This window comes from Plantactinospora sp. BB1, assembly GCF_003030385.1.
GTDB lineage: Bacteria > Actinomycetota > Actinomycetes > Mycobacteriales > Micromonosporaceae > Plantactinospora.
The window spans coordinates 5,950,861-5,975,505 of record NZ_CP028159.1 but is presented as its reverse complement, the minus strand read 5'-3'; the positions used below and the strand labels follow the sequence as shown (position 1 = coordinate 5,975,505).

Here is a 24,645-nt window from a genome sequence, read left to right as displayed (position 1 = left end):
TCGACCGGTCCGTCCGGCACCGCTGGTACCGGGTCGCGCCGCCCGGCGTGGAGCCGCTGCCGCGCCGGGCGTGTCCGGTGTCCCCGGCCGGGTGGCCCGGGTCACCGTCCCGCCGGCTGGGCGGACGCGGACCGATCGGTGGGTGCCGAATAGACTGCCAAGGGTGTTGAACCGGATCGACCTGCGCGGCGGTTGGCGTGATCCACGTCCGCTGCTGCCCCGTGCCCAGCTCGACGTCTCCGTGGCGGTGGAGAAGATCCGCCCGATCGTGGAGGCGGTCCGCGAGCATGGTTTCGCGGCGATCCAGGACGCCACCCATCGGCTCGACGGCCTGCGGCTGGAGCGGTTCCGGGTGCCGGCCGAGACGATCACCGAGGCCGAGTCGACGCTGGAGCCGGAGGTCCGGGCCGCGCTGGTCGAGGCGATCGACCGGGCCCGCCGGGTGCACGCCGACCAGCGGCGGGCCGACGTGACCACCGAGGTGGTGCCGGGCGGCACCGTCACCGAGCGCTGGGTCCCGGTCGACCGGGTCGGGCTCTACGTCCCCGGCGGCCTCGCGATGTATCCGTCGACCGTGGTGATGAACGTGGTGCCGGCCCAGGCGGCCGGCGTCCGCTCGCTGGTGGTGGCGAGCCCGCCGCAGCAGGAGAACGGCGGCCTGCCCGACGCCCGGGTGCTGGCCGCGTGCGCGCTGCTCGGCGTCGACGAGGTGTACGCGGTCGGCGGCGCCCAGGCGGTCGCCATGCTGGCGTACGGGGCGGACACGGACGCCGACGGGCAGACCCGGTGCGAGCCGGTCGACATGATCACCGGACCGGGCAACATCTGGGTCACCGCCGCCAAGCGGCTGCTCCGGGGCGTGGTCGGGATCGACGCCGAGGCCGGCCCGACCGAGATCGCCGTACTCGCCGACGAGACGGCCGACCCGGTGCACGTGGCGGCCGACCTGATCAGCCAGGCCGAGCACGACCCGCTGGCCGCGAGCGTGCTGGTCACGCCCTCGGTGGAGCTGGTCGAGGCGGTCGACCGGGAGCTGCGCCGGCAGGTGCCCGAGGCCAAGCACGCCGACCGGATCGGCACCGCGCTCGGCGGGCCGCAGAGCGGTGCGGTGCTGGTCGACGACCTGGAGGCGGGGCTGCGGGTGGTCGACCTCTACGCCGCCGAGCACCTGGAGATCCAGACCCGGGACGCCCGCGCCTGGGCGATGCGGGTACGCAACGCCGGGGCAATCTTCGTCGGCCCGTACGCGCCGGTGTCGCTCGGCGACTACTGCGCCGGCTCCAACCACGTGCTGCCGACCGGCGGCTGCGCCCGGCACTCCTCGGGACTGTCGGTGCAGTCCTTCCTGCGCGGCATCCACATCGTGGAATACGACGAGGCGGCACTGCGGGAGACCGCCCCGCACGTGGTGACGCTGGCCGGCGTGGAGGACCTGCCCGCGCACGGCCAGGCGGTGCGGGTCCGGTTCCCGGAGCGCACCGACGGGGCGACGACGTGACCTCGCTCGCCGACCTGCCGATCCGGGACGACCTGCGCGGGCGCAGCCCGTACGGTGCGCCGCAGCTCGACGTGCCGGTGCGGCTGAACACCAACGAGAACTCGTACCCGCTGCCGGAGCCGGTGGTGGAGGCGATCGGCAAGGCGGTCGCGGCCGAGCTGCGGGACCTGAACCGCTATCCCGACCGGGACGCGGTGGCGCTCCGGGCCGACCTCGCCGACTATCTCGGGCACGGGCTCGGCACCGCCAACGTCTGGGCGGCGAACGGCTCCAACGAGGTCCAGCAGCAACTGCTCCAGGTCTTCGGCGGGCCGGGGCGGACGGCGCTCGGCTTCACCCCGGCGTACTCGATGCATCCGCTGCTCGCCACCGGCACCGGCACCACGTGGCGGGACGGCCGGCGGGACGCCGATTTCGGGTTGACCGCCGCCGACGCCGTCGCGCAGGTCCGCGAGTACCGGCCCGATCTGGTCTTCCTCTGCTCGCCGAACAACCCGACCGGCACCGCGCTGGACCCGGCGGTGCTGGACGCGGTGCTGGCCGAGGCGCCCGGGATGGTGGTGGTGGACGAGGCGTACGCCGAGTTCGCCCGCCCCGGCACCCCGACCGCGCTGGCCCTGCTGCCCGGCCACCCCCGGCTGGTGGTGACCCGGACCATGAGCAAGGCCTTCGGCTTCGCCGGTGGCCGGCTCGGCTACCTCGCCGCCGATCCGGCGGTGGTGGACGCGGTGCAGCTCGTCCGGCTGCCCTACCACCTCTCGGCGCTCACCCAGGCCGCCGCCCGGGCCGCCCTGGCCCACCGCGACCGGCTGCTCGGCACCGTCGAGGCGATCAAGGAGCAGCGGGACCGGATCGTGGCCGGCCTGCGCGCGGCCGGCCGGACGGTCGCCGACAGCGACGCCAACTTCGTGCTCTTCTCCGTCGGCGGCGACCAGCGGGTCGCCTGGCGGGCGCTGCTCGAGCACGGGGTACTCGTCCGCGACGTCGGGCTGCCCGGCTGGCTGCGGGTCACCGCCGGCACGCCGCAGGAGACCGATGCCTTCTTCCGGGCCCTAGAATCGGTGCCGACCGGCTCCGAACCGACCGGCTCCGGCCTGGGTCCGGCCGGCTCGGGCGCGGCGCCGACCGGCTCCGGGACGGCGTGATGCGTTACCGAACAGCAGGTCGGCCGAGCCGGACAACCGGTCGGCCGCCCCGGACAGCGAAAGGTCCTACCGTGAGCAGAACCGCCCGGGTCGAGCGGACCACGGCCGAGACCAAGGTGCTCGTCGAGCTGGATCTCGACGGCTCCGGCCAGGCCGACATCACCACCGGGGTCGGCTTCTACGACCACATGCTGCACCAGATCGCCCGGCACGGCGGTTTCGACCTGACCGTGCACACGGTCGGCGACCTGGAGATCGACGCGCACCACACCATCGAGGACACCTCGCTGGCCCTCGGTACCGCGTTCGACCAGGCCCTCGGCAACAAGATCGGCATCCGGCGGTACGGTTCGGCCACGATCCCGATGGACGAGGTGCTGGTCCGGGCTGCCGTCGACCTCTCCGGCCGACCTTACGTCGTGCACGACGAGCCGGCGCTCGCCCCGTACATCGGGCCGGTCTATCCGACCAGCATGACCCGGCACATCTGGGAGTCCTTCGGCCAGTCCGCCCGGCTGACCCTGCACGTCTCGGTGCTCCGGGCCGCCTGGCCCGGCGGGCACCCCGACGCGCACCACGTGGTGGAGGCGCAGTTCAAGGCGGTCGCCCGGGCGCTGCGCGAGGCGGTGGCGATCGATCCCCGGTCGGCCGGCGCGGTGCCGAGCACCAAGGGGCTGCTCTGATGGACGTCGTCCTGCCGGTGGCGCTCTTCGCGCTGGGTGGCGTGCTGATCGGTGGCGCCTGGTCGCTGCACCGCCAGGGCGCACCGCAGCGGGTGCTCTGGATCGTCGGCCTGCTCGCCCTGCTCGCCACCGCCGGTGGCGTGCTCTGGCTCGTACCCGGAGAGGGCGGATGACCGCCGAGGTGCCGGCGCTGCCCCGGGTGGTGGTGCTGGACTACGGCTCCGGCAACCTCCGCTCCGCGCAGCGGGCGGTGGCCCGGGCCGGCGCCGAGGTGACGGTCACCGACGACCTCGACGCGGCGGCCGCCGCCGACGGTCTGGTGGTGCCCGGGGTCGGCGCCTTCGCCGCCTGCATGGCCGGGATCGAGGCGCTGCGGGCCGGGCCGGTGATCGCCGAGCGGGTCGCGGCGGGCCGCCCGGTGCTGGGCATCTGCGTCGGCATGCAGATCCTTTTCGAGTACGGCGAGGAGCACGGCCTCGTCACCAAGGGGCTCGGGCTGCTGCCCGGCGGGGTGACCGGGCTGGCCGCCCGGCGGGTGCCGCACATGGGCTGGAACACCGTCGCCGCACCGCCGGAGTCCCGGCTCTTCGCCGGGCTGCCGGCCGACGCCCGCTTCTACTTCGTGCACTCCTACGCCCCGACCGACACGGCCGCCCTGACCGCCTCCGGTGCGCTGCCGACCACCGCCGAGCACGGTGGACGGTTCGTGGCGGCGGTGGAGCGCGGCCCGCTGTCGGCCGCCCAGTTCCATCCCGAGAAGTCCGCCGAGGCCGGTCGGATCCTGCTGCGCAACTGGCTGGCCACGCTGTGACCGCGCCCCGGACCGGGGCCGTCCCGGGGTGCCGTGCCGGGGCGGGGGTCGCCCGGTGAGCAAGGAACGGGCCCGCCGCCGCGCGGTACGGCTCGCCGAGGCGGAACGGGAACGCGCCGTCCGGGCCCGTCGGGTCGCCCGCCGGCAACGCCGCCGTACCCTGCTGCGCCGGCTCGCCCCGCGACTGCCGGACCGGCGTACCGGGCGGTTGTTCGCGCGGCGCAGCCGGGGCGAGCGGGCCGGAGTGGTCGTACTCTCCGTGGCGGCGGTGATCGTCATCTGGCTGCTCGTCGACGACCTCGCGCTGCGGCTTCTCCTGGTCGCGCTGCTGCTGCTGGTACTGCCGGCGGTCGTGGTGATCGCGCTGGGCCGCCGGACCTGAGCCACCACCGTCGTTTCGCCAACCGAGGAGTGCACGTTGAGCCTGACCCTGCTTCCCGCCGTCGACGTCGCGAACGGCCAGGCCGTCCGCCTGGTCCAGGGCGCCGCCGGCAGTGAGACCAGCTACGGCGAGCCGCTGGAGGCCGCCCTGGCCTGGCAGCGTGACGGCGCCGACTGGGTCCACCTGGTCGACCTCGACGCCGCGTTCGGCCGGGGCTCGAACGCCGAACTCCTGGCCGAGGTGGTCGGCCGGCTCGACGTCAAGGTCGAACTCTCCGGCGGGATCCGGGACGACGCGTCGCTGCGGGCCGCGCTGGGCACCGGGGCGGCCCGGATCAACATCGGCACCGCCGCGCTGGAGGACCCGCAGTGGTGTGACCGGGTGGTCGGCGAGTACGGCGACCGGGTGGCGATCGGGCTGGACGTGCGCGGCCGTACCCTCTCGGCCCGGGGCTGGACCCGGGACGGCGGCGACCTGTTCGAGGTGCTGGAGCGGCTGGACAAGGCCGGCGCGGCCCGTTACGTGGTGACCGACATCACCAAGGACGGCATGATGCGCGGCCCCAACCTCGACCTGCTGCGCGAGGTCTGCGCCCGTACCGACGCCCCGGTGATCGCCTCCGGTGGCGTCTCGACCCTGGACGACCTGCGCGCGCTCGCCACGCTGGAACCGATCGGGGTGGAGGGCGTGATCGCCGGCAAGGCGCTCTACGCCGGTGCGTTCACCGTCGCCGAGGCCCTCGCGGTGCTGCGGGCGGCGTGATGGTCCGCGCGGCGGAGGCGGTCGTGGCCGCGCCGGTTAGGCTCGGCGCATGACGGTGGCGGTACGGGTGATCCCCTGTCTCGACGTGGACGCGGGGCGGGTCGTCAAGGGGGTCAACTTCGTCGACCTGCGGGACGCGGGCGATCCGGTCGAGCTGGCCGGGGCGTACGACGAGGCCGGTGCCGACGAGCTGACCTTCCTCGACGTCACCGCCTCCTCCGACGACCGGGGCACCATGCTCGACGTGGTACGCCGGACCGCCGAGACGGTCTTCATCCCGCTCACCGTCGGCGGCGGGGTACGCCGGGTCGCCGACGTCGACGTACTGCTCCGGGCGGGTGCGGACAAGGTGGGGGTGAACACCGCCGCGATCGCCCGACCGGAGCTGATCGCCGAGATCGCCGAGCGGTTCGGCCGGCAGGTGCTGGTGCTCTCGCTGGACGTGCGGCGTACCCCGGCCGGGACCAGCACCGAGAGCGGGTTCGAGGTGACCACCCACGGCGGCCGGCGCGGCACCGGGATCGACGCGGTCGGCTGGGCCGCCCGGGCCGCCGAGTTGGGCGCCGGGGAGATCCTGCTCAACTCGATGGACGCCGACGGCACCAAGGCCGGCTTCGACCTGGAGTTGATCGGCGCGGTCCGGCGGGTGGTGGACGTACCCGTGGTGGCCAGCGGCGGGGCCGGCGCGGTCGCCCACTTTCCCCCGGCGGTGGCGGCCGGTGCGGACGCGGTCCTGGCGGCCAGCGTCTTCCACTTCGGTGAGCTGAGCGTCGGCGAGGTCAAGGACGCGCTGCGCGGCGCCGGGCACCCGGTCCGCTGACCCCGCCGCTTTCCGACGCGGCGCTGCCGGCCGGTCGGCCCCGGTGGACTATCTGCCGTTCTCCGGTGAGCGGCGCGGCATCGGCAGGGTGAACCGGGCGGCGTACTCCTGAATCGCCGCGGCGTGCTCGTCCTCGGCGAGTTCCCAGTCGTGGCTGCCGGGGGAGTGCCGGCGGGTCAGCACTCCGTGCACCGTCTCGACGGTGGTGGCGAGCCCGCCGTGCGGCCGGGTACGCCACAGGTGCTCACCGGCGGAGGTGACCCGGAACCAGCCGTCCGAGACGGTGATCAGGCCGGCGCCCACCAGGCGGCGCACCGCGGCCTCGATCTCGTGCCGGGCCGGGAGGGCCCGGTTGAGATGGTCGGCGGTGGAGAGCACGTCGGCGAGCCGGACGCCCTCCGGCCGGCGGGTGCTGCTCGACCGCCGGTGCCGTCCGGCACCGCCCGCGATGATCAGCGATACGAAGATCCAAGCGTCGGACCAACGCCATCCCTCATCCCCCATGGGGAAATGATGCCGTGCCGCGCCATCCGACGGAACCGTTGTGCACCGCTTCATTCCGTCGAACCAAGGACACCCGCCCTCCACGTGGGACGATCCGAGCCGGATCGACGATCTTTTTCGGCCGCACCGCCGGGCTCCGCGCGGTGCCCCGGGCGACGGAACGGCTCCGGGCTATGAAGCGGCTCCGAGCTACGGAACTGGGTCGGGCTGTGAGACGGGGTCGGGCCGCGCCGGTGGTACGGGCTGCGCGGGTGGCACCGTGAACATCGGGATGAAGGCGTGCACCAGCGGGCCGATGGCCAGGGCGTAGGCGACCGTGCCGATCCCGACCTGGCCGCCGAGGGCGAACCCGATCGCCAGTACGGCCAGCTCGATGACCGTACGGACCAGCCGGAGCGAGCGGTGTGGCCGGCGGGCGACGTACCCGGTCATCAGGCCGTCGCGCGGGCCGGGGCCGAGCCGGGCGCCGATGTACAGGCCGGTCGCCATGCCGTTGAGCAGGATGCCGGCGACCAGGAAGCCGATCCGGGTGGGCAGTGCCTCGACGGTCGGCAACAGGGCCAGCGCCAGGTCGACGGCGAGCCCGATGACGACGACGTTGCTCACCGTGCCGAGGCCGGGACGCTGCCGCAGCGGGATCCAGAGCAACAGCACCAGGGCGCCGACGGCGATGGTCACGGTGCCGATCGACGCCCCGGTGAGCCGGGAGAGCCCCTGGTGGAAGACGTCCCAGGGGTCGAGCCCGAGGGACGCCTCGACCATCAGCGCCATGCTGACGCCGTAGAGCGTCAGTCCGACGTAGAGCTGTCCGAGACGCCGGACGAGCCGATCGCCACTGTTGCCAATTTTTGCCATGCATGCCACTCTGAGGGCCAATCCAGCGGTACTGAAGGGCCAATCGAGGTGAAGTGGCTATGACCAGCCTCGTTCGAGGCGCACAGCTCGGCCGGATGCTCGGGCAGTGGCACGCCCTGCCGGGGCGCCGGCGCAGTCCCGACTACGTCGCGCTGGCCGGCGCGGTGCGCGGGCTGCTCGCGGACGGCCGGCTGCCGCTCGGGGTACGGCTGCCGGCCGAGCGGGAACTGGCCGAGGCGCTGCGGGTCAGCCGGACCACCGTCACCGCCGCCTACCGCGAGCTGCGGGAGAGCGGGCACCTGAACAGCCGCCGGGGGGCCGGCAGTTGGACCACGCTGCCGGGCGGGCACCGGGTGGCGAGTTCGGGACTCTGGACCCCGCAGGACGACCTGGACATGATCGACCTCGGCTGCGCCGCGCTGGCGGCCCCGGCGGAACTCGCCTCGGCCGCCCGGGCCGCCGCCGAGGACCTGCCCCGCTATCTCGGCGGCGCCGGCTACCACCCGACCGGGATCGTCGAGCTGCGCGCGGCGGTGGCCCGGGGGTACACCGAGCGGGGCCTGCCGACCAGCCCCGAGCAGATCATGGTGACCAACGGGGTGCAGCACGCCCTGGACCTGGTGCTCCGGCTCGCCCTGCCGACCGGCGGCAGCGTACTCGTGGAGTCGCCGACCTATCCCAACGCGCTCGCCGCGCTCGCCGCGCGCCGGGCCCGGATCGCCACCCACGGCCTCGCCACCGAGGGCACCGGCTGGGACGCCGACCTGCTGCTCGGCAGCCTCCGGCAGACCCGTCCCCGGCTGGCCTACCTGATCCCCGAGTTCCAGAATCCCACCGGCCACCTGATGCCGGCCGAGCTGCGCGAGCGGGTGGTGGCGACCGCGCACGCCAGCGGCACCGACCTGGTGGTCGACGAGTCCTTCGTGGACCTCGCGCTGGACGGCACCGAGGTGCCCCCGCCGACGGCCGTCTTCGACCGCCACTCCCGGGTCGTCACCATCGGCGGGATGAGCAAGCCGTACTGGGGCGGCCTGCGGATCGGCTGGATCCGCGCCTCGGCACCCCAGGTGCAGCGGCTGGCGGCGGCCCGGGTCGGGGTGGACATGGCCGGTCCGGTGCTGGACCAACTGGTCGCGGTACGGCTGCTCGGCCACGCCGGGACGATCGTGCGGGCCCGGCGGGCGCAGCTGGCCGCCCAGCGCGACGCCCTGCTCGCCGCGCTCCGGGCGGAGCTGCCGAACTGGCGGGTGCGGACCCCGGCGGGCGGGGTGACGCTCTGGGCCGAGCTGGACGGCCCGATCGCCAGCGCGCTCGCCCGGGCCGCCGAGGAGGCGGGGGTACGACTCGCCCCCGGCCCGAGGTTCGGCCTCGACGGCACCCTGGAACGCTTCCTCCGGCTGCCGTTCACGCTGCCCGCCGCCGAGCTGACCGAGGCGGTACGCCGGATCGCGGCCGTCCGGTACGACATCGACCGGGCGGAGCGCCCGCTCTGGCGGGAGCCGGTGGTGATCGCCTGAGCGGCCCCCGCCGGGGTCTCCGGCGGGCCTTCCTGCGATCATCGGCCCGGTGACGATGACCGACAAGACGATCGACAAGATCGCGTGGATCCGGCTGGAAGAGGGCCGGATCCTCAGCTCCCGATCGCACGGCAAGGACGTCTACTACCTGCCGGGCGGCAAACGGGAGCCCGGCGAGACGGACCTCGAAACCCTGGTACGGGAGATCGAGGAGGAACTCAGCGTCGCCGTCGTCGCCGGTACCGCCGAGCCGGTCGGCGTCTTCACGGCACCGGCGCACGGGCACCCGGCCGGTACGGTCGTCCGGATGACCTGCTACGCGGCGGAGTACCGGGGCGTGCTGCGCCCCGCCAACGAGATCGCCGAGATCGTCTGGCTGGGGTATGCCGACCGGCACCGGGTCTCCCCGGTCGACCAGGTCATCTTCGACCACTTCCACGGCACCGGCGAGCTGCGCTGAGCCCGTCTCCGCCCAGGCTGAGCCCGTCGCTGGCACAGCCCCCGGTCAGGCCGGTGGTTGACCAGCGTCCGGTCGGGCCGGTGGCCGGGTACAGCGTCCGGTCAGGCCGGATAGCCGGCCCGGGGGATGGTGACCAGGCTGGGCAGGCGCAGCCGGGACGCCGGAGTGGCGGCCAGGCTGGCCCAGACGATCTTGCCGTCGCTGCCGGGCAGTACGCCCCAGTTGGCGACCGACCGGCTCACCATGCCGAGCCCGCGACCGCGCAGCGCGAGCGGCTGCCGCGGATCCGGGGCCGACTCCCGCCGGGGCAGCGCCGGTACGTCGGGGTGCCGGTCCGCGACCGCGATCCGCAGCCGCTGCCGGTGGTGGCAGAGCGTGAGGTCGATGTCGGTACCGGCGTGCTCGACGGCGTTCGCCACGAGTTCGGAGGCGACGAGTTGGGCCTCTTCGGCGACGTCGGTGATGCGCCACCGCTCGCAGCACTCCCGGACCAGTCCGCGCGCCGCGCTCACCGCCTGCGGCACCGGCGGCAGCCGACGGTGGGCCCGCCGGGCGCGGGCCGACACGGGGTAGGGCCGGATCCGGCTCAGCGCGTCGGTGAGCCGGGGATAGATCCGGACCCGCCGGGTGGGCAGGCGGCGCAGCAGCACGGTCAGGGCCGAGGCTGGTGCGCAGACCAGCACGGTCATGCCGCGCCGGCACGACTCCCGGAGCATCACCATCGCCGGCAGCAGGGTCGGCAGCAGCTTGTCCGGGGCGATCCGGGTGCAGTCCACCGCCACGTACGGGGGGTGGTGCGCGGCGCAGCGCGAAATCGCCCGTTGCAGGGTGTATGCCTGAGCCACGCTCCACCGGCCTGCCAAGGTGATCACCAAGGCACCGGTCTCCACGTGCGCTGCCACCGTGGCCACCATCACCGGAACCCCCTTACCGCCCGCGTACCGTCACGACCGGGCACCTGATCTTGAGCCCGCCGTGCGCCTGACTCTGCTCTTACCCCGGTGACGGGTCGGTGAAGCCGCCCCGATGTCACCTTGTCGCCGGTAGTCGAGCCGGAACCGACGGTAGCGTCCCGGCCGGCCGGGACGGGCGGCCGAGCCGGGGGTGGCTGAGCCGGGGTGGCCGAGCCGGGTGGCCGGGCCGTCGGCCGGGTCGCCCGCAGGCCCCGGAGAGCACCGGACCGCCGGGCGATCGCGGGTCGCACGGCGGTCCGGTGGGGTGCCGGATCCGATCCCGGAGGGGAGGGACCGGATCGCGGACGGGCTCAGATCTGGGCGAGAGTGCCCTCGTACATCTGGTCGATCTCCGCCTTGAAGCTGCTCTCCACGGCACGACGCTTGATCTTCATCGACGGCGTCATCTCGCCGTCCTCGACGGTCAGGTCGCGGGTCAGCACCGTCACCTTCTTGATCGTCTCCCAGCGGTTGAGCTTCTGGTTCAGCTCGGCGACGTAGCCGTCGACCATGGCACGCACCTCAGCCGAGGAGACGATCTCCGCGTACGGGCGGCCGGCGAGCGGACCCCCGGCGGCCCAGGTGCCGATCGCGTCCGGATCCAGGGTGACCAGCATCGTGCAGTAGTTGCGGGCCTGCCCGATCACCACCACCTGCGAGGTGTACGGGCAGAGCGCCTTGAACATGCCCTCGATGTGCGACGGCGAGATGTACTTGCCGCCCGACGTCTTGACCAGGTCCTTCTTCCGGTCGGTGATCTTCAGGAAGCCGTCGTCGTCGAGTTCGCCGATGTCACCGGTCCGGAAGAAGCCGTCCGAGGTGAACGCCTCGGCGGTCTCCTCGGGCAGGTTGTGGTAACCGCGCATCACCGGCATGCCCCGGAGCAGGATCTCGCCGTCGGAGTCGATCCGGCACTCCAGGTCACCCATGGCCTTGCCGACCGTACCGATCTTGAGGGCGCCGGGCCGGTTGACGAAGTTGCCGGCGCTGGTCTCGGTCAGCCCGTACCCCTCGGAGATCGGCAGGCCGGCCGCGGCGAAGAAGTGCGCGATCTCCTGGCTCAGCGGCGCGGCGCCGGAGACGAGTACCCGGATCCGGCCGCCGAGCCGGGCCTGGAGCTTGCTGAAGACCAGCTTCTCGGCGAGCCCGTAGCGCAGCCGCAGCCCGGCCGAGACGGGCTGGCCGGCCTGTTCCAGCGCCACCTTGTGCTTGCCGGTCCGGACCGCCCAGGCGAAGATCTTCGCCTTCGCGCCGCCCGCCGTCTGCGCGGTGGTGACCGCCCGGTTGTAGACCTTCTCGAAGATCCGGGGTGCGCCGCACATCAGGGTCGGCCGGACCACCCCGAGCAGCTCGACCAGCCGGTCCAGCCGGCCGTCGACGTAGGTGGGCATGCCGACGTGGATCACGCCGCAGATCAGCGTCTTGCCGAACGAGTGCGACAGCGGCAGCCAGAGGTACTGCAGGTCCTCCGCCTTGATCAGTCCGAGCTGTGCCTGTGCCACGCCCTCCCAGCACCAGCCGGCGTGCAGCAGTTCGACGCCCTTGGGCCGGCCGGTGGTGCCGGAGGTGTAGATCAGGGTGGCCAGGTCGTCCTGGTCGATCTCGGCGACCACCCGGTCGATCAGCTCCGGGTCGCTCTCCAGGGCCAGCGCGCCCTGCACCTCCAGGTCGGCGAGGGTGAGCTGCGGCGGGGTGGCGCCCGGGTCGGCCGGCCCGTCGATCAGTACGACGTGGGTCAGCGCCGGCAGCTCCACCCCGGCGATCTTGGCCGCCTGTCCGGCGTCCTCGGCGATCAGCACCTTCGAGCCGGAGTCGGCCAGGATGTAGGCGGTGTCCTCCGGCTCGGTGGTCGGGTAGACCGTGGTGGTCGCGCCGCCCGCGCACATGATGCCGAGGTCGGCGAGGATCCAGTCGAGCCGGGTGTTGGCCAGGATCGCCACCCGGTCCTCGGAGCCGACGCCGAGGCCACGCAGCCCGGCCGCGATCGCCTTGGCGCGCTGGCCGACCTGGGCCCAGCTCAACCAGACCGGGCCGGAGTCGTCCGGGGCGGGGTGGGCGAAAGCGTCCCGGTCGGGGGTGGCCGAGACACGCTTCAGGAACATGTCGGGGATGGACCGGTAGGGGACGTCGAGTGCCATGGCGGGGGGTGCCTCCGAGATATCGTCGCGTGACGGTGATCACGTTGAGTCGCGGTTACCGAAGGGTATTGGGTGCCCCGGGGCCTCGGCTAGTGCCGATCGGTCCGGCTGGCCGTACCGATCGGACCGGGGTCGCCGCCGCCGCCGGGTCGACCGGCTCGGCAGCGCGCCGTTCCGTCGGTCGGCTCGGGCTGACTCAGAGTGGCAAACCCGAAATTTCCGGGTACGTCTGGCAAGCTATCGGGGCGTCGGCCCAGGCTGGCCGGGCCGGCGGCACCGCCCCAGGCGGGCGGAGCGCGAAGGTAACCGAATTTCGGGTGAGGTCATCCACCATGGGTCATCTGAGGTCATCCACCCTGGGTCAGCCAGGACCGGCCACCGGAGGTTCCGGTGCCGGCGACGGGCTGCCGGGCCACGTCATCCACCTTCCGGTTGCCGTGGACACCCTGCACGCCGCCACCGAACTGGCCGCGCGGCTGGCCGAGTCGCTGGCCTTCCTCCCGGAACTCGATGCCGGCGAGGTCACCGTGTCGGCCGAGGACGCCCAGCACGAGCGGTACCGGGTCTTCTGTGACCGGCTGCTCCTCGGCGCCGGCCGGTGCGGCGAGCGGGAGGGTCACCGGGGCGCCTGCGTCGCCGGCCCGCCGGCCGCGACCGGGGCGACGACCGGGCGCCGGGCACTGATCGACGCGACCTCGGGCTGGGCCGGAGCGCTGCCGCCGGCCGGATAACCACCCGGGCACGGGGCCGGGCGAACCCGCCGAAGGGCGGCGGACCACCGAGGGGTCAGCCCCAGGGCACCATACGCACGTCGCCCAGATCGGCCACCGCGACCCGGTCCTCGACCGCGAGTACCCCGACCATCCGCTCGGCCTCCGGAATCGTCACGTGTCGGCCCAGCGAGGCGGCGGCCTCCGGATCCGGCGTCTCCAGCCAGAGCCTGCGCTCCTTCCACCGCATCTGCACGATCCCGCCGGAGCGGCCGAGGAAGGAGACCCAGGCACCCGTGCGGACCGGCATCCGGCGCAGCAGGTCGACACTCTCCCGGAGGGAGAGCGGCACGCCCTGGTATTCGCGCCCCGCCGAATGCTCCCAGGTCGCCTCCACCAGCCCGCCGTCGCCGCCGTCACCGGACGCTTCACCCGGCCCACCCTGGTCCTCCGGGGCGGTGTCGGCCGTACCGCCGGACCGGAGTTGCCGGACCAGTGTCATCCCGGCGTACCGGTCGACCCGGGAGTCGGGCCGGTCGAGGTCGGCGAAGGAGCCGACCAGGGTGTCCCAGTCCCGCCGCACGGTGAGGGTGGTGCCGTCCAACGTGAGTCCGATGCGGGTGCCGGTGGGCAGCCAGGGCAGGTAGAGGCTGGCCAGCCGGGTGGCCGAGATGGGCCCGGTGGTCGGGGCGTACACCCCGCGCCAGGTGTCTGGGACCTCGATCTCGACGGTGACGTCGTCGTCGACCGGGGGCGGGAAGGCCGCCAACCGGCCGGTACGGCGTCGCTGCCAGGTCAGCGGGACCCGGATCCGGGCTCCGGTGTCCCCGGCCCAGTCGACCGGCAGGTCGTGGTCGCGCAGTGCCGTCGCCACCTCCGCGCCGATCTCCGCCGACGGCGGCTGCTCGAAGAGCCCGTACGCGACGTACACGGCTTCGCCGTCGGCACCGCGCTCCGCGTCCTGCTGGTGGTAGAAGGCGTACCCGCGCGGCGTCTCGCCGTCGGCGACCTCGGCGCCCATCTCGGCGAGGCCGCAGTTCTGGCAGCAGGTGAAGTTTTCCCGGGCGACGATCCCGGCCGCGTCCAGGGCCCGGAAGGCGAGGGTGAGCCGATCGCTGTCGGTCACCTCCGGCCAGTCCGCCTGCGCGGCGGCGTGCGCGGCGAACTCGGCCCGGGCCACCTCCCGGGCCAGCGCGTCGACTCGGGCCGGATCGTATTCGTCGGCCAGGTATTCGACCGCACCGGCCACCATCGCGTCGTACGGAAGCTCGCCGAGCGCGACGTGCCGCCGGACGTACTCCTCGATCAGGTGCCGGAACTTGTCGGCGTCGTCTCCACCGTCCACGGCGGCGAACCCTAGCAGCGGTGTCCGACAAGTACCGCTGCTCGGTAGGGACAGCATCCATAGGGGACTTGCGGCCGTAAGGTTCAAGGGCCAGGGATGTGAAGGTGGTGAAGCGACGTGCGGCTGGAGGACCTCGACCGGAGCGTACGGGTACGTGGCATTGTCGTGGACAAGGTGGTCGAGGTCATCGCGGTGACCCCGATGGGGCCCGACTCGATCCTCGTCGTCTACCAGGCGCCGGGAGAACGACCCGACCACCGGATCATGCTCCGCTCCGACGAGTCCGGCCTGACGGAGGAAGCGCCTCGGGTCGCGGCGTTCGATGCGGATCCGGCGGAGTTCAAGCTCGCGGCCGAGGCGCTACGGATCCAATGCGCCGCCCAGTCCGACGGAATGGTCGCGGTCACCACCAGCGACCTGGAGCCGCTGCCGCATCAGATCGAGGCGGTCTACGGCCACATGCTCGACAAGGTGCCGCTGCGGTTCGTGCTTGCCGACGACCCGGGCGCGGGCAAGACGATCATGGCTGGTCTCTACATGAAGGAGCTGCTGCTCCGTGGCGACCTGGGGCGCTGCCTTATCGTCGCGCCCGGCGGGCTGGTCGAACAGTGGCAGGACGAGCTGCGGGAAAAGTTCGGCCTGCCGTTCCGGCTGCTGACCGGAGACCTGATCAACGCGACGGCGCTCGGCGACAGCGTCTTCGCGGAGCATCCTTGGCTGATCGCCAGGATGGACCAGCTCGCGCGGAACGAGGGACTGCTCACCCAGTTGGAAGCCACCGACTGGGATCTTGTGGTGGTAGACGAGGCACACCGGATGTCGGCGCACTACTTCGGCGCCGAACTCAAGACCACCCGTCGATACCAGTTGGGGCAGCTCCTGGGGCGGGTCAGCCAGCATCTGCTGCTGATGACCGCCACTCCGCACGCCGGCAAGGAGGACGACTTCCATCTCTTCCTGGCCCTGGTGGATCCGGATCGGTTCGAGGGCCGGGCGCGTGGCCATGCGCCACGGGCGGACGGCGTGCTGCTGCGCCGAGTGAAGGAGGAACTGCTCACCTTCGAAGGCAAGCCGCTCTTTCCCAAGCGGGCCGCCTACACGGTGGACTACGAACTCTCCAGCGCGGAAAGCGGCCTCTACGAGGCGGTCACCGACTATGTGCGGCGGGAGTGGAACCGGGTCGACCAGCTCCGGAGTGTGGGCGAGGGGCGGCGGGGGAACACCGTCGGGTTCGCGCTCACCGTCCTCCAGCGTCGCCTGGCGTCCAGCCCCGAGGCGATCCTGCGTTCGCTGGAGCGCCGGCAGCAGCGCTTGGAGCAGCGGCTCAAGGAGACGTTGAACCGCACGCCGCTGCCTGATGCCGCCGATCGGCTGCTCGGTGACGCGGACCCGGACGACCTGCTCGACGACTTGGACGCGGAGCAGCGGGAGAGCATGGAGGAGGAGGTCGTCGACGCGGCCACCGCCGCCCGGTCCGCTGCCGAGCTGCGCCAGGAGATCGCCGTACTCCGGAATCTCGTGGCGATCGCCCGGCGGGTCCGGCACGCGGAGACGGACCGGAAGTGGACGCAGCTCCGCGGCCTGTTGCAGGACAACCCGGAGCTGCGGGACGGCAACGGCGACCCACGCAAACTGATCGTCTTCACCGAGCACCGGGACACGCTCAACTACCTGGTCGAGCGGATCGGCACCCTACTGGGCCGCCCGGAGGCGGTGGTGTCGATCCACGGCGGCGTACGCCGCGAGGAGCGCAAGGCGACGCAGGTGCGGTTCACCTCGGACCCGACGTGCCTGATCCTGGTCGCCACGGACGCGGCGGGGGAGGGTCTGAACCTCCAGCGGGCGCACCTGATGGTCAACTACGACCTGCCGTGGAACCCGAACCGGATCGAACAGCGGTTCGGCCGGGTACACCGGATCGGCCAGACCGAGATGTGCCACCTGTGGAATCTCGTCGCCGTGAACACCCGGGAGGGCGACGTCTTCCTGCGGCTGCTGGCCAAGCTGGAGGAGCAGGCGCGGGATCTCGGCGGCCAGGTCTTCGACGTGCTCGGCGAGGCGTTCGAGGGCCAGCCGCTGCGGGAGCTGCTGGTCCAGGCGATCCGGACCGGGGAGCTGCCGGAGGTCCGGGAACACCTCAACAAGGTCATCGACGATCGGGTGGGCGAGGGCGTCAAGAAGCTCATCGCCGACCGGGCGCTGCACCGGGACCTGCTCTCGTTGGCCGACGTGGAGCGGATCAGGCTGCGGATGGAGGAGGCGCGGGCCCGTCGTCTCCAGCCACACTACATCGAGGGGTTCTTCCGAGACGCGTTCAACCGGTTGGGTGGCCGGCTCGGCCCCCGGGAGCCGGGCAGGTATCAGATTTCACATGTGCCGAACCTGGTGCGCGAGGAGCGGGGACCGGCCGGCCCGGTGGTCGCCCGGTATGAGCGGGTCTGTTTCGACCGGGCAAAAGTCAGGGTCGAAGACCAGGTCAGCGCCGAGTTGCTCGCCCCCGGCCATCCGCTGCACGACGCGGTGATCGGGCAGACCATCAAGCGGTATACCCCCGCGCTGGAACGGGGCTGCGTCCTGGTCGACCGGCTGGACCGCACCGAGCAGCCCCGGCTGCTGGTGGCGATCCGGGAGGAGATCGTCGACGGCAACGACCGGATGGTGGCACGCCGGTTCAGCTACGTCGAGTTGTGGCAGGACGGCAGGTCCCGACCGGGCACGGCGCCGTTCCTCGACTACGCGCCGGCCACGGACGCCGAACGGGCGGGCCTGTCCGAGGCGACCTCGGCACCGTGGCTGGCCGAGGCGAGCCGGACCGCCGAGCAGTGGGCCGCCGGGGTCGACCTGCCGCAGTGGTACGCGGAGGTCAGCGAGCGGCGCGCAGCGGAGATCGAGCGGACCCGCCGGCTGGTGCGTGAGCGGCTCGCCACCGAGATCAACCACTGGTACACCGAGGCGCAGCGGCTGGCCACGCTGGTCAGTGACGGTCGGAAGCCGCGGATCCAGCCCCGGGCCGCCGAGGCACGGGCCACCGAACTGGAGCGGCGACTGGAACGCCGGCTCGCCGAGCTGGACCGGGAGGGGCACCTGCACGCCCGGCCACCGGTCGTCGGGGCGCTCGCCGTGGTGGTGCCGCAGGGGTTGCTGGACGGTCTGGCCGGAGCGGCGGCTTCGACGTACCCGACGGAGACCATGACCTCGGCGCGGCGCGCGGTCGACGCGGTGCTCGCGGCCGAGCGGCGGCTCGGCCGCGAGCCCGAGGAGATGGCACACAACAATCCGGGGTACGACATCCGCTCGCGCACCCTCGACGGCCATCTCGTGCACATCGAGGTGAAGGGCCGGGTCGACGGCGCGGAGGACTTCTTCGTCACCAACAACGAGATCCGGGTGGGCCAGAACGCCGACCGCTACCGGCTGGCCCTGGTGGCGCTGCACCCGGACGGTCCAACCGGCGATCAGGTGCGCTATGTGTGGGACCCGTTCGCGGGAGAGCGGGTGTCGGCCCTGGTCGACGGGGTGCGGTTCAGTTGGCCGAAGATGTGGCAGCTCGGCCGAGAGCCGTCGTGACGCCCTAACCAGGAAAACGTTGGAGTACGGCGGCGGCGGTGCGGCGGGCATCCGCCTTGGCGGCCTCTTTCGACACCCGTTTCGTAGCCCACAGGCCGGCAAACTTGGCCAATGCGTCCGCACCTTCGTTCAGCGGGTGGCCGGTGTGGCCACGCACCCAGCGTACGGTGATCAGCTCGAAGTGCTTCACGACGTTGCGACGCAGCAACTCCAACTTGGCCGGGCGCTCGCTCGCGCGTTGCACGGTGTAGCCGCGCGGCATGCGGGTGCTGCCGGTCCGCCACTCCTCGATCAGTTCCACGGTGTCCTGCGAGTCGGTCAGCAGCACGACGCGATGTCGTGGGACGAGCCGACGGACGGCCCAGAAGACGGCCCGCATCTCGCCGTTGCTTACCGGGTCGCCGCCGATCCGGCGGGGCATGAAGGTGGCGCCGAAGCCGTAGGCGCCGTTGGTGGCTACGTACCCCCAGCAGATCGGCCCGCCGTATGGCTGTCGATCGGCGTCGCGCCGTTGCCGGTACGAGCAGTCGGTGCCGACCAGCACGGGCTGGTCACCCTGCTGCCACCCAGTGACTTCCACGCTGTCAGTGTCGTCCATGTACGGGTCATTCTTGACGAGCGGCGCCCGACCGAACCAGACATCGCGGGGCCTGGCCTTCCGCCCCGGTAGCGGTTCATCGCACGCGTCGTCGGCGAAGTTGAGCAATGCCTCGGCAGAATGCCGCCAGTTGCCGTCCTCGGCGACGGTGACGAGGCAGCAGTTGAGGCAAATTCTCGCGTGGAGTTCAACTGTCGTCTCGGGCTGGGTCATGCCCGTCTCCATTCGTCCAGTCCGGTGATTCCGATGTTCGAGAGTGACCGTGCCGTGACTCCTGGTCAATCGACTGGATCGTGTGTGCGGTGGGCCGATTTGGCAGCGTTTGGCGCCGAACAGAGGATTTTATTGCGGTAGCTGACCGCAAGCAGACAGTCTCGGAGGCGGTTCGGGGCGGTGGCGGTATCGTGCTGACGCCGCGTGTGGGCTCGGGAGGGGGACGTATGGGGGAGCAGCCGTACAAGCGCAAGCTGATCGAGGTTGCGCTGCCGCTGGAGGACATCAACCGCGAGGCGGCGCGGGAGAAGTCGATCCGGCACGGCCACCCGTCGACGCTGCACCTCTGGTGGGCCCGCCGGCCGCTCGCCGCCGCACGGGCCGTCCTCTTCGCCCAGCTCGTTGACGACCCGTCGGCGCACCCCGACCAGTTCCCCACCGCAGAGGCACAGCAGGCCGAGCGGGAGCGGCTCTTCGACATCATCCGCGACCTGGTGAAGTGGGAGAACTCCAACGACGAGCGGGTGTTGGCCAAGGCGCGGGCCGAGATCTGGAAGTCCTGCGACGGCAACCCCCCGCCCATCCTTGACCCGTTCGCGGGCGGTGGCACGATCCCGCTTGAGGCGCAGCGGCTCGGCCTGGAGGCACACGCCTCGGACCTGAACCCGGTGGCGGTGCTCATCAACAAGGCGCTGATCGAGATCCCGCCCAAGTGGGCCGGCATGCCGCCGGTCTTTCCCGGCGCCGCCGAGTCAAAGCTCGGCGGTTGGCCGGGCGCGACCGGACTGGCCGAGGACGTACGCCGCTATGGCCAGTGGATGCGCGACGAGGCGGAGAAGCGCATCGGGCATCTGTATCCGAAGGCGAAGTTGCCAGACGGCTCGGAAGCCACCGTTATCGCCTGGATCTGGGCGCGCACCGTGAAGTGCCCCAACCCGGCCTGCGGCATCATGATGCCGCTGGTCCGCTCCTGGTGGCTCGGCAAAAAGAAGGGCAAAGAGGCGTACGTCGTCCCGTCCGTCGTCAACGGTCGCGTCGAATTCTCCATCGGACACGACGTACGCCAGGCTCCGACTAAGGAGAAAGACGGTACAGTACGGCGTACTGGTGCAGTATGTATTGGATGTAGCACGTCTGTCCCACTAGCCTTCATTCGAGACGAGGGTAAAGCGGGCCGCATCGGAACACAGCTCATGGCTATCGCTGCCGAAGGAGTACGTCGACGCCATTACATTGCACCGTACGGAGATCACGCTGCGATGGCAGATGTCCCGATGCCTAGTGGCGTTCCCGACACGGACCTTCCCAAGCAGGGTCTTGGTTTCCGCGTTCAAGCCTACGGTATGAAGAGGCATTACCAGCTCTTTACTAAACGTCAGCTCTTGGTGCTGAACCTGTTTAGCGAACTTGTGGTCGAGATGCGAGAAAAGGTTCTCAGAGACTTTGAAGAAATAGAGACGAGTAATGCGTTCTCAAATTCTTCCTACGCAAGTGGCGAGGAGTACGCGAAGTCGCTTGCAGTTTATGGAGCATTTCTGGTGAGTCGGCTGGCCGATAGGTCGGCAAGCTTAGTGCCTTGGGATCCGGGCCCCACAAAGGAGACCCCTAGCCATGTATTTACTCGGCAGGCGATATCTATGTTGTGGGACTTCGCCGAAACGAACCCACTCGGCACCTCCGCTGGCAACTTCTCTGATGGCGCTGTCCTGGTTGCGAATGCGATACATCGCTTGCCTGCGGGGCCACTTGCATATGCAAGTCAAGAAAATGCCACAAACAGGCAGTATTCGGGATTGGTTGTAACCACTGACCCACCCTACTATGACAATGTAGGGTACGCCGATCTTTCTGATTTCTTCTACGTTTGGCTAAGGCGACCATTGGCCTCGGTGATGCCTCAGCTATTTGGCACACTTCTAACGCCGAAGGTTGATGAGTTGATCGCAGACCCGTCAAGGCACGGAGATGATGCGGCGGCCGCCGAATGGTTCGAGCGGGGCTTCCAGTCGGTGTTTGCCCAAATTGGGCGGCAATCTTTACCAAATTTTCCTGCGTGTGTTTACTACGCCTTCAAGCAATCGGAGAACGGTGCTGATGGTGAGGCTTCGACTGGATGGGAGAAGCTCCTAGAGGGAATGTTGCAGGCGGGATGGTCTGTGACCGGAACTTGGCCGGTCCGTACTGAGTGGGGCAATCGGATGCGGAGCTTTGAGAGCAACGCACTTGCATCCTCGGTGGTTCTTGCATGTCGGCGGAAGTCGTCGGCTGCGACCGCGATCGATCGGAACGGTCTCGTCTCCGCTTTGCGTGCCGAACTTCCTGTTGCGTTGCGTGAACTACAGCAGGGAAACGTTGCACCCGTTGACCTCGCTCAGGCAGCGATCGGACCCGGGATGGCCGTCTTCTCAAGATATCAGCGTGTTGCTGAACAGGACGGCTCTACTATGAGCGTGCGCACGGCGCTTGCACTCATCAATCGTGTTCTTGCCGATGTCCTCTCAGAACAGGAGGGCGATTTCGATCTTGACACGCGGTGGTGCCTCAAGTGGTTTGAAGCTCGGGGATTTGATGAGGGGCCGTCCGGGGAGGCGGAAACCCTGGCGCGAGCAATGAACACCTCACTAGCGGGTTTGGAGCGGGCGCGTGTTGCCAGGGCGAGGGCTGGTAAGACGGTCCTAGTGGCGCCAGATGAGTTGAGTGATCGCTATGAGCCGGACCGGGATGATCGTGCCAGCGTGTGGGAGGCTGCTTTGCACCTTTCGAGACGACTGGAGGAGCAGGGCGTTGATAGTGCTGCGACGCTGATGGCCAAGCTCGATGGTCGAGTTGACCTCGATGCCGTCAAGGAGCTTGCTTACCTGCTCTACAGCATTTGCGAGCGACGAAAGTGGTCACAGACCGCACTTCGGTTCAACAGTCTCGTCACTTCCTGGCCCGATTTGGTTGCGACCAAGGACAGGGCGTGGGGTGCTACCAACGCCCAAGGAACGTTTGATTTCGAGGGCACCCTTTGAGCGACTTCCATGATGAGTGAATCCGAGTACTACAACGATGAAGCCAAGTTTCTCGGTGCCGCTGGTTTGCTTGTCCGAGATGAGCGCTACAGTCTTTTGTTGGTGAAGCCGGTTTACAAGGATGTATGGCACCTGCCTGGTGGAATGCTGGAGGAGAATGAGTCGCCTCGCAATGCGGTGCGTCGGGAGGTGCTTGAGGAGATCGGAATCGAGATTCCGGTCGGCCGAATTGTCTGTATCGATTACAAGTCTGCGCTTCCTGGGCGCCCCGCTTGTCTGCAATTCATTTTTGATGGCGGCATGCTGTCGGAGGAGCAAATGAGGGCGATCAGTATCGACTCGTCGGAGCTCGAGGACTGGCGACTGTTTCCGGAGAATGAGGCGCTTGGATTAGTTGCTCCGGGCGGGCCTGCTGCTCGCATAGCAAACAGCCTTGATGCCCTGAAGCAGGGCACGACCGTCTACCTTGAGGACGGTCAGCTCAAGGAATGCTAGGCATTGAGGGTGGGAAGTTCGGAGACTTGCTGGTGGAGTGCTTGCACGGATCGTTCCTTTGCATCAACGCTCAGGGCTGCTCGCGACAGCCGGTGAAGGCTCCTGTGTACCCGATGTGACTTTAGGTGGGCCGCGAGTTCCAGCGCCTCACCGGCCTGTTCCGCCATCCCGTTCAGCTCACGTTGTGATAGCCAGACTGTCGCGAGATTGAGGTGGTCGAGGGCTCTATTGTGAATCTGCTTCTTGTTCCGGCTGGTCATTGCCTCTTTAATCGACTTCTCCGCCTGCGCCGCGAACTGCTTCCCTTTAGGGGCGAGATCCCGGTAGCAAGAGCCAAGCACGCCGCTGAACTGGGCACGATCGAAGTAGCCGATCCAGGACGGGGTGTCGACCCCGTCGTCAACAGAAAACTTTCTCTCGGCTCGACCGATCGCCAACTCGCACTGCTTCACTTGTCCGAGGATCGCAAAAGTCTTTGCCTCCATGCTGTGTAGCTTCGCCGAAACTGCTGCGGGAGCCTTCGACTGGGAGATATGAAGACCGAGCGTCAATAGCTCAATCGACTGCATGGGGTTTCCAAGATCTGCGTTGACACGGGCCATGTCGCAAAGCAGCCGAGCGGCGAGGATGGCGTCGGAGCCCTGTTGAGCCATTTGAACGCCAAGCGAGAAGTATCGAAGGGCTTCTTGGGGTTTTCCCGTGTCGTATGCGATCCACCCCGTGACGGAGCATAGGTCGGCGACGGTTGGCAAGAGTCGTGCGCCTACCTTGGATGTATATGTGCCACGGACGAGCCTCACCGCGCTCTGGACGTACCCAGTTGCTGCCTGGTAGGGCACCCAGCCGCCGAACTGCCGGTCCCATCGCTGCAAGGCTTGGGTTGCTGCGGCAAGAGCATTGACCTCTGTCATGCCGACTCTGAACGAGTCGACCGCCCCTCCAAGTGCAAGCGCTGCGAGGGTTGATCCGCTCAGAAGTGCGTCACGGCGCCGCACAGGATCACCTCCTGGCTCCTCCGAGCCTGCCTCGACGGCTACCAGACCCAAGCCAAGCACGGAGAGCGCGGAGGGCGCCATCTCCGCGAACAGCTCCCGCTCGGGGACCTCGTAAACGAGTGACCAAAGCGAACGGTAGAAGTGGCTTGGCTCGTGATCTCCGCGCTCCCACCCCTTCACCATCCGAAGCAGGCTGTCGCGCGATGGAACCGCCAAGCCGAACTCCCTTGCCTTCTCCTCCAAGGCGGTCGCTGCCCGAAGTTGAGACCAGCGAGGCGACTTGCGGGAACGTTCGGTCCGCAGTCTTTCCGCCCATGCCGGCCGCTCGCTCATCTCGACCTCCGTCATGGGGACACAGTGTCCCTGTGCTGTCACCGCTTGTCATCTTCGCTGTGCAGCGAAATGGCTAAAGGCTGCATATATGGCCCGGGGCGGGTGCTGGGCCGCCGCTCGTCGCCTTCCCCCTTACGTGACGAACGACCCCGCCCGCCTCGGTGCCACTCCAGAGAAGCCGATCGAGGAGAGATGTGGTGGATGGTTTGCCGGCCGCCGCGCAACCACCGGAGTCGGAAGAGCCGGAGTCGGCGGAGTGGGAGATCCCGCTCCCCGTCTGGATCGGTGAGCAGCACGTGCGGTTCGCCGTTCGCGCGCTCATCCTGCATGTGTCCGACGACGAGTCGACGAGGCCGTGTTGTCTCTGGGACAAGCACCCGCACCCGTGCCGGCTCGCCAGGTGGGGCCGTCGGGTGCTGGCGACTCGTGGGCTCTCCGACGGGGCAATCGACGTCGTGGTGCGGCGTGCCGACCCCTACATCGACCTGACCACCCTCATGAACGAGGGGCATCAGTGAGCGAGCCCAGCGGGAGAGCGGGGCGTACGCCCGCCGGTGGCCGGCCGAGCGGCACGCTCTACGGCGGAGGCATGCACTTCCCGCCGATCCCCGGCCAGGTCCGCGCGGCGACTTTCCCGCTCACGGCGTTTGGCCGGCGCGGTTACCAGCCGTCAGAGGTGCGGCGGCTCCTCGCCGCGCTGGCGGAGACCCTGACAGTGCTTCAGGACGAGTTGGCCATGGTCCGCACCGACAACGAGCGGCTCAAGGTGCACCTTCGGCAGTGGCAGAGCCGGAACTCGTCCGGCCGCCATCGGGCGGAGCGGCGATGAACGGCGACGACCGGGTGG

General features: G+C 70.1%; 23 protein-coding genes. 16 read left to right on the top strand and 7 right to left on the bottom strand.

The genetic code is table 11. The annotated features are described in order from the left end of the window. The first annotated feature begins 163 nt into the window (after positions 1 to 163). The 8 genes from hisD (at position 164) to hisF (ending at position 6,101) form a co-directional block, all read left to right on the top strand. Positions 164 to 1,498 carry a histidinol dehydrogenase gene (gene hisD / locus C6W10_RS26090; RefSeq protein ID WP_107261349.1) on the top strand — a complete coding sequence of 445 codons (1,335 nt, stop codon included), beginning with the start codon at positions 164 to 166 and terminating at the stop codon, positions 1,496 to 1,498. Beyond that, on the top strand, positions 1,495 to 2,643 hold the full coding sequence (locus C6W10_RS26085; RefSeq protein ID WP_107261347.1) for a histidinol-phosphate transaminase: 1,149 nt from the start codon (positions 1,495 to 1,497) through the stop codon (positions 2,641 to 2,643). Before hisD ends, C6W10_RS26085 begins: the two co-directional genes overlap by 4 nt. Positions 2,644 to 2,714: 71 nt before the next feature. Further along, positions 2,715 to 3,326: an imidazoleglycerol-phosphate dehydratase HisB gene (gene hisB, locus C6W10_RS26080; protein WP_107261345.1), complete on the top strand. Its 612-nt coding sequence runs from the start codon at positions 2,715 to 2,717 to the stop codon at positions 3,324 to 3,326. Then, on the top strand, positions 3,326 to 3,499 hold the full coding sequence (locus tag C6W10_RS38085; protein WP_199853107.1) for a hypothetical protein: 174 nt from the start codon (positions 3,326 to 3,328) through the stop codon (positions 3,497 to 3,499). The genes hisB and C6W10_RS38085 overlap by 1 nt, the downstream gene beginning before the upstream one ends. A gap of 17 nt (positions 3,500 to 3,516) precedes the next feature. Continuing rightward, complete coding sequence (gene hisH / locus C6W10_RS26075) at positions 3,517 to 4,137, top strand: imidazole glycerol phosphate synthase subunit HisH (RefSeq protein WP_107264292.1); 621 nt, start codon at positions 3,517 to 3,519, stop codon at positions 4,135 to 4,137. Between the two features lie 55 nt (positions 4,138 to 4,192). Then, entirely contained in the window at positions 4,193 to 4,519 is a 327-nt protein-coding gene (locus tag C6W10_RS26070; protein ID WP_107261343.1) for a hypothetical protein, read from the top strand. A gap of 36 nt (positions 4,520 to 4,555) precedes the next feature. After that, on the top strand, positions 4,556 to 5,281 hold the full coding sequence (gene priA / locus C6W10_RS26065) for a bifunctional 1-(5-phosphoribosyl)-5-((5-phosphoribosylamino)methylideneamino)imidazole-4-carboxamide isomerase/phosphoribosylanthranilate isomerase PriA (RefSeq protein WP_107261341.1): 726 nt from the start codon (positions 4,556 to 4,558) through the stop codon (positions 5,279 to 5,281). Positions 5,282 to 5,330: 49 nt separating this feature from the next. After that, positions 5,331 to 6,101: an imidazole glycerol phosphate synthase subunit HisF gene (hisF, locus tag C6W10_RS26060; RefSeq protein WP_107261339.1), complete on the top strand. Its 771-nt coding sequence runs from the start codon at positions 5,331 to 5,333 to the stop codon at positions 6,099 to 6,101. Between the two features lie 48 nt (positions 6,102 to 6,149). Here the strand turns inward: hisF and C6W10_RS26055 are convergent, their stop codons facing one another. Both C6W10_RS26055 and C6W10_RS26050 read right to left on the bottom strand, forming a co-directional pair. After that, on the bottom strand, positions 6,150 to 6,605 hold the full coding sequence (locus C6W10_RS26055) for a hypothetical protein (RefSeq protein ID WP_107261337.1): 456 nt from the start codon (positions 6,603 to 6,605) through the stop codon (positions 6,150 to 6,152). Positions 6,606 to 6,794: 189 nt separating this feature from the next. After that, positions 6,795 to 7,460 (bottom strand): YitT family protein, encoded by a 666-nt coding sequence (locus C6W10_RS26050; protein ID WP_107261335.1) that lies wholly within the window; start codon positions 7,458 to 7,460, stop codon positions 6,795 to 6,797. Positions 7,461 to 7,519: 59 nt separating this feature from the next. Here C6W10_RS26050 and C6W10_RS26045 point away from each other — a divergent pair, with 59 nt between their 5' ends. Both C6W10_RS26045 and C6W10_RS26040 read left to right on the top strand, forming a co-directional pair. Further along, on the top strand, positions 7,520 to 8,977 hold the full coding sequence (locus C6W10_RS26045; RefSeq protein ID WP_107261333.1) for a PLP-dependent aminotransferase family protein: 1,458 nt from the start codon (positions 7,520 to 7,522) through the stop codon (positions 8,975 to 8,977). Positions 8,978 to 9,032: 55 nt separating this feature from the next. Next, the gene (locus C6W10_RS26040; RefSeq protein ID WP_107261331.1) at positions 9,033 to 9,437 is read left to right on the top strand and encodes an NUDIX domain-containing protein; all 405 of its coding nucleotides are present in this window, start codon (positions 9,033 to 9,035) and stop codon (positions 9,435 to 9,437) included. Between the two features lie 101 nt (positions 9,438 to 9,538). Here C6W10_RS26040 and C6W10_RS26035 read toward each other — a convergent pair whose 3' ends face one another. After that, positions 9,539 to 10,309: an ATP-binding protein gene (locus C6W10_RS26035; RefSeq protein ID WP_159104750.1), complete on the bottom strand. Its 771-nt coding sequence runs from the start codon at positions 10,307 to 10,309 to the stop codon at positions 9,539 to 9,541. Between the two features lie 392 nt (positions 10,310 to 10,701). Beyond that, complete coding sequence (locus tag C6W10_RS26030; protein WP_107261327.1) at positions 10,702 to 12,528, bottom strand: long-chain fatty acid--CoA ligase; 1,827 nt, start codon at positions 12,526 to 12,528, stop codon at positions 10,702 to 10,704. Between the two features lie 332 nt (positions 12,529 to 12,860). Between C6W10_RS26030 and C6W10_RS38780 the strand changes: the two genes are divergently transcribed. Next, positions 12,861 to 13,259, top strand: coding sequence for a hypothetical protein (locus tag C6W10_RS38780; protein WP_234361432.1), 399 nt, complete (start codon positions 12,861 to 12,863; stop codon positions 13,257 to 13,259). Between the two features lie 55 nt (positions 13,260 to 13,314). On the opposite strand, the gene C6W10_RS26020 is transcribed toward C6W10_RS38780, so the two are convergent. Beyond that, positions 13,315 to 14,583: a hypothetical protein gene (locus C6W10_RS26020; protein ID WP_107261325.1), complete on the bottom strand. Its 1,269-nt coding sequence runs from the start codon at positions 14,581 to 14,583 to the stop codon at positions 13,315 to 13,317. A gap of 117 nt (positions 14,584 to 14,700) precedes the next feature. Between C6W10_RS26020 and C6W10_RS26015 the strand changes: the two genes are divergently transcribed. Next, positions 14,701 to 18,150: a helicase-related protein gene (locus C6W10_RS26015; RefSeq protein WP_107261323.1), complete on the top strand. Its 3,450-nt coding sequence runs from the start codon at positions 14,701 to 14,703 to the stop codon at positions 18,148 to 18,150. Between the two features lie 4 nt (positions 18,151 to 18,154). Here the strand turns inward: C6W10_RS26015 and C6W10_RS26010 are convergent, their stop codons facing one another. After that, a complete protein-coding gene (locus C6W10_RS26010) occupies positions 18,155 to 18,961 on the bottom strand; it encodes a ribonuclease HI (protein ID WP_159104749.1) in 807 nt (268 codons plus the stop codon). Between the two features lie 89 nt (positions 18,962 to 19,050). Between C6W10_RS26010 and C6W10_RS26005 the strand changes: the two genes are divergently transcribed. Further along, positions 19,051 to 21,975, top strand: a complete 2,925-nt coding sequence (locus C6W10_RS26005) for a DUF1156 domain-containing protein (RefSeq protein WP_199853750.1) — start codon at positions 19,051 to 19,053, stop codon at positions 21,973 to 21,975. Positions 21,976 to 21,984: 9 nt separating this feature from the next. Continuing rightward, on the top strand, positions 21,985 to 22,470 hold the full coding sequence (locus C6W10_RS26000; protein WP_107261317.1) for an NUDIX hydrolase: 486 nt from the start codon (positions 21,985 to 21,987) through the stop codon (positions 22,468 to 22,470). Here the strand turns inward: C6W10_RS26000 and C6W10_RS37510 are convergent. Next, entirely contained in the window at positions 22,467 to 23,813 is a 1,347-nt protein-coding gene (locus tag C6W10_RS37510) for a hypothetical protein (protein WP_159104748.1), read from the bottom strand. The two genes, C6W10_RS26000 and C6W10_RS37510, sit on opposite strands and share 4 nt — an antisense overlap. A 182-nt stretch (positions 23,814 to 23,995) precedes the next feature. On the opposite strand from C6W10_RS37510, the gene C6W10_RS25990 reads away from it, so the two are divergent. Next, positions 23,996 to 24,316, top strand: a complete 321-nt coding sequence (locus tag C6W10_RS25990) for a hypothetical protein (RefSeq protein ID WP_199853749.1) — start codon at positions 23,996 to 23,998, stop codon at positions 24,314 to 24,316. Next, entirely contained in the window at positions 24,313 to 24,627 is a 315-nt protein-coding gene (locus tag C6W10_RS25985) for a DivIVA domain-containing protein (protein WP_159104747.1), read from the top strand. The genes C6W10_RS25990 and C6W10_RS25985 overlap by 4 nt, the downstream gene beginning before the upstream one ends. Positions 24,628 to 24,645 lie beyond the last annotated feature (18 nt).

Bases quoted from the DNA above. Each gene is read 5' to 3' on its own strand.
- C6W10_RS38085 (WP_199853107.1), top strand. From the start codon at position 3,326: ATGGACGTCGTCCTGCCGGTGGCGCTCTTCGCGCTGGGTGGCGTGCTG.
- hisF (WP_107261339.1), top strand. From the start codon at position 5,331: ATGACGGTGGCGGTACGGGTGATCCCCTGTCTCGACGTGGACGCGGGG.
- C6W10_RS26055 (WP_107261337.1), bottom strand. From the start codon at position 6,605: ATGGGGGATGAGGGATGGCGTTGGTCCGACGCTTGGATCTTCGTATCG.
- C6W10_RS26050 (WP_107261335.1), bottom strand. From the start codon at position 7,460: ATGGCAAAAATTGGCAACAGTGGCGATCGGCTCGTCCGGCGTCTCGGA.
- C6W10_RS26045 (WP_107261333.1), top strand. From the start codon at position 7,520: ATGACCAGCCTCGTTCGAGGCGCACAGCTCGGCCGGATGCTCGGGCAG.
- C6W10_RS26040 (WP_107261331.1), top strand. From the start codon at position 9,033: ATGACCGACAAGACGATCGACAAGATCGCGTGGATCCGGCTGGAAGAG.
- C6W10_RS26030 (WP_107261327.1), bottom strand. From the start codon at position 12,528: ATGGCACTCGACGTCCCCTACCGGTCCATCCCCGACATGTTCCTGAAG.
- C6W10_RS38780 (WP_234361432.1), top strand. From the start codon at position 12,861: ATGGGTCATCTGAGGTCATCCACCCTGGGTCAGCCAGGACCGGCCACC.
- C6W10_RS26010 (WP_159104749.1), bottom strand. From the start codon at position 18,961: ATGACCCAGCCCGAGACGACAGTTGAACTCCACGCGAGAATTTGCCTC.
- C6W10_RS26000 (WP_107261317.1), top strand. From the start codon at position 21,985: ATGATGAGTGAATCCGAGTACTACAACGATGAAGCCAAGTTTCTCGGT.
- C6W10_RS37510 (WP_159104748.1), bottom strand. From the start codon at position 23,813: ATGACGGAGGTCGAGATGAGCGAGCGGCCGGCATGGGCGGAAAGACTG.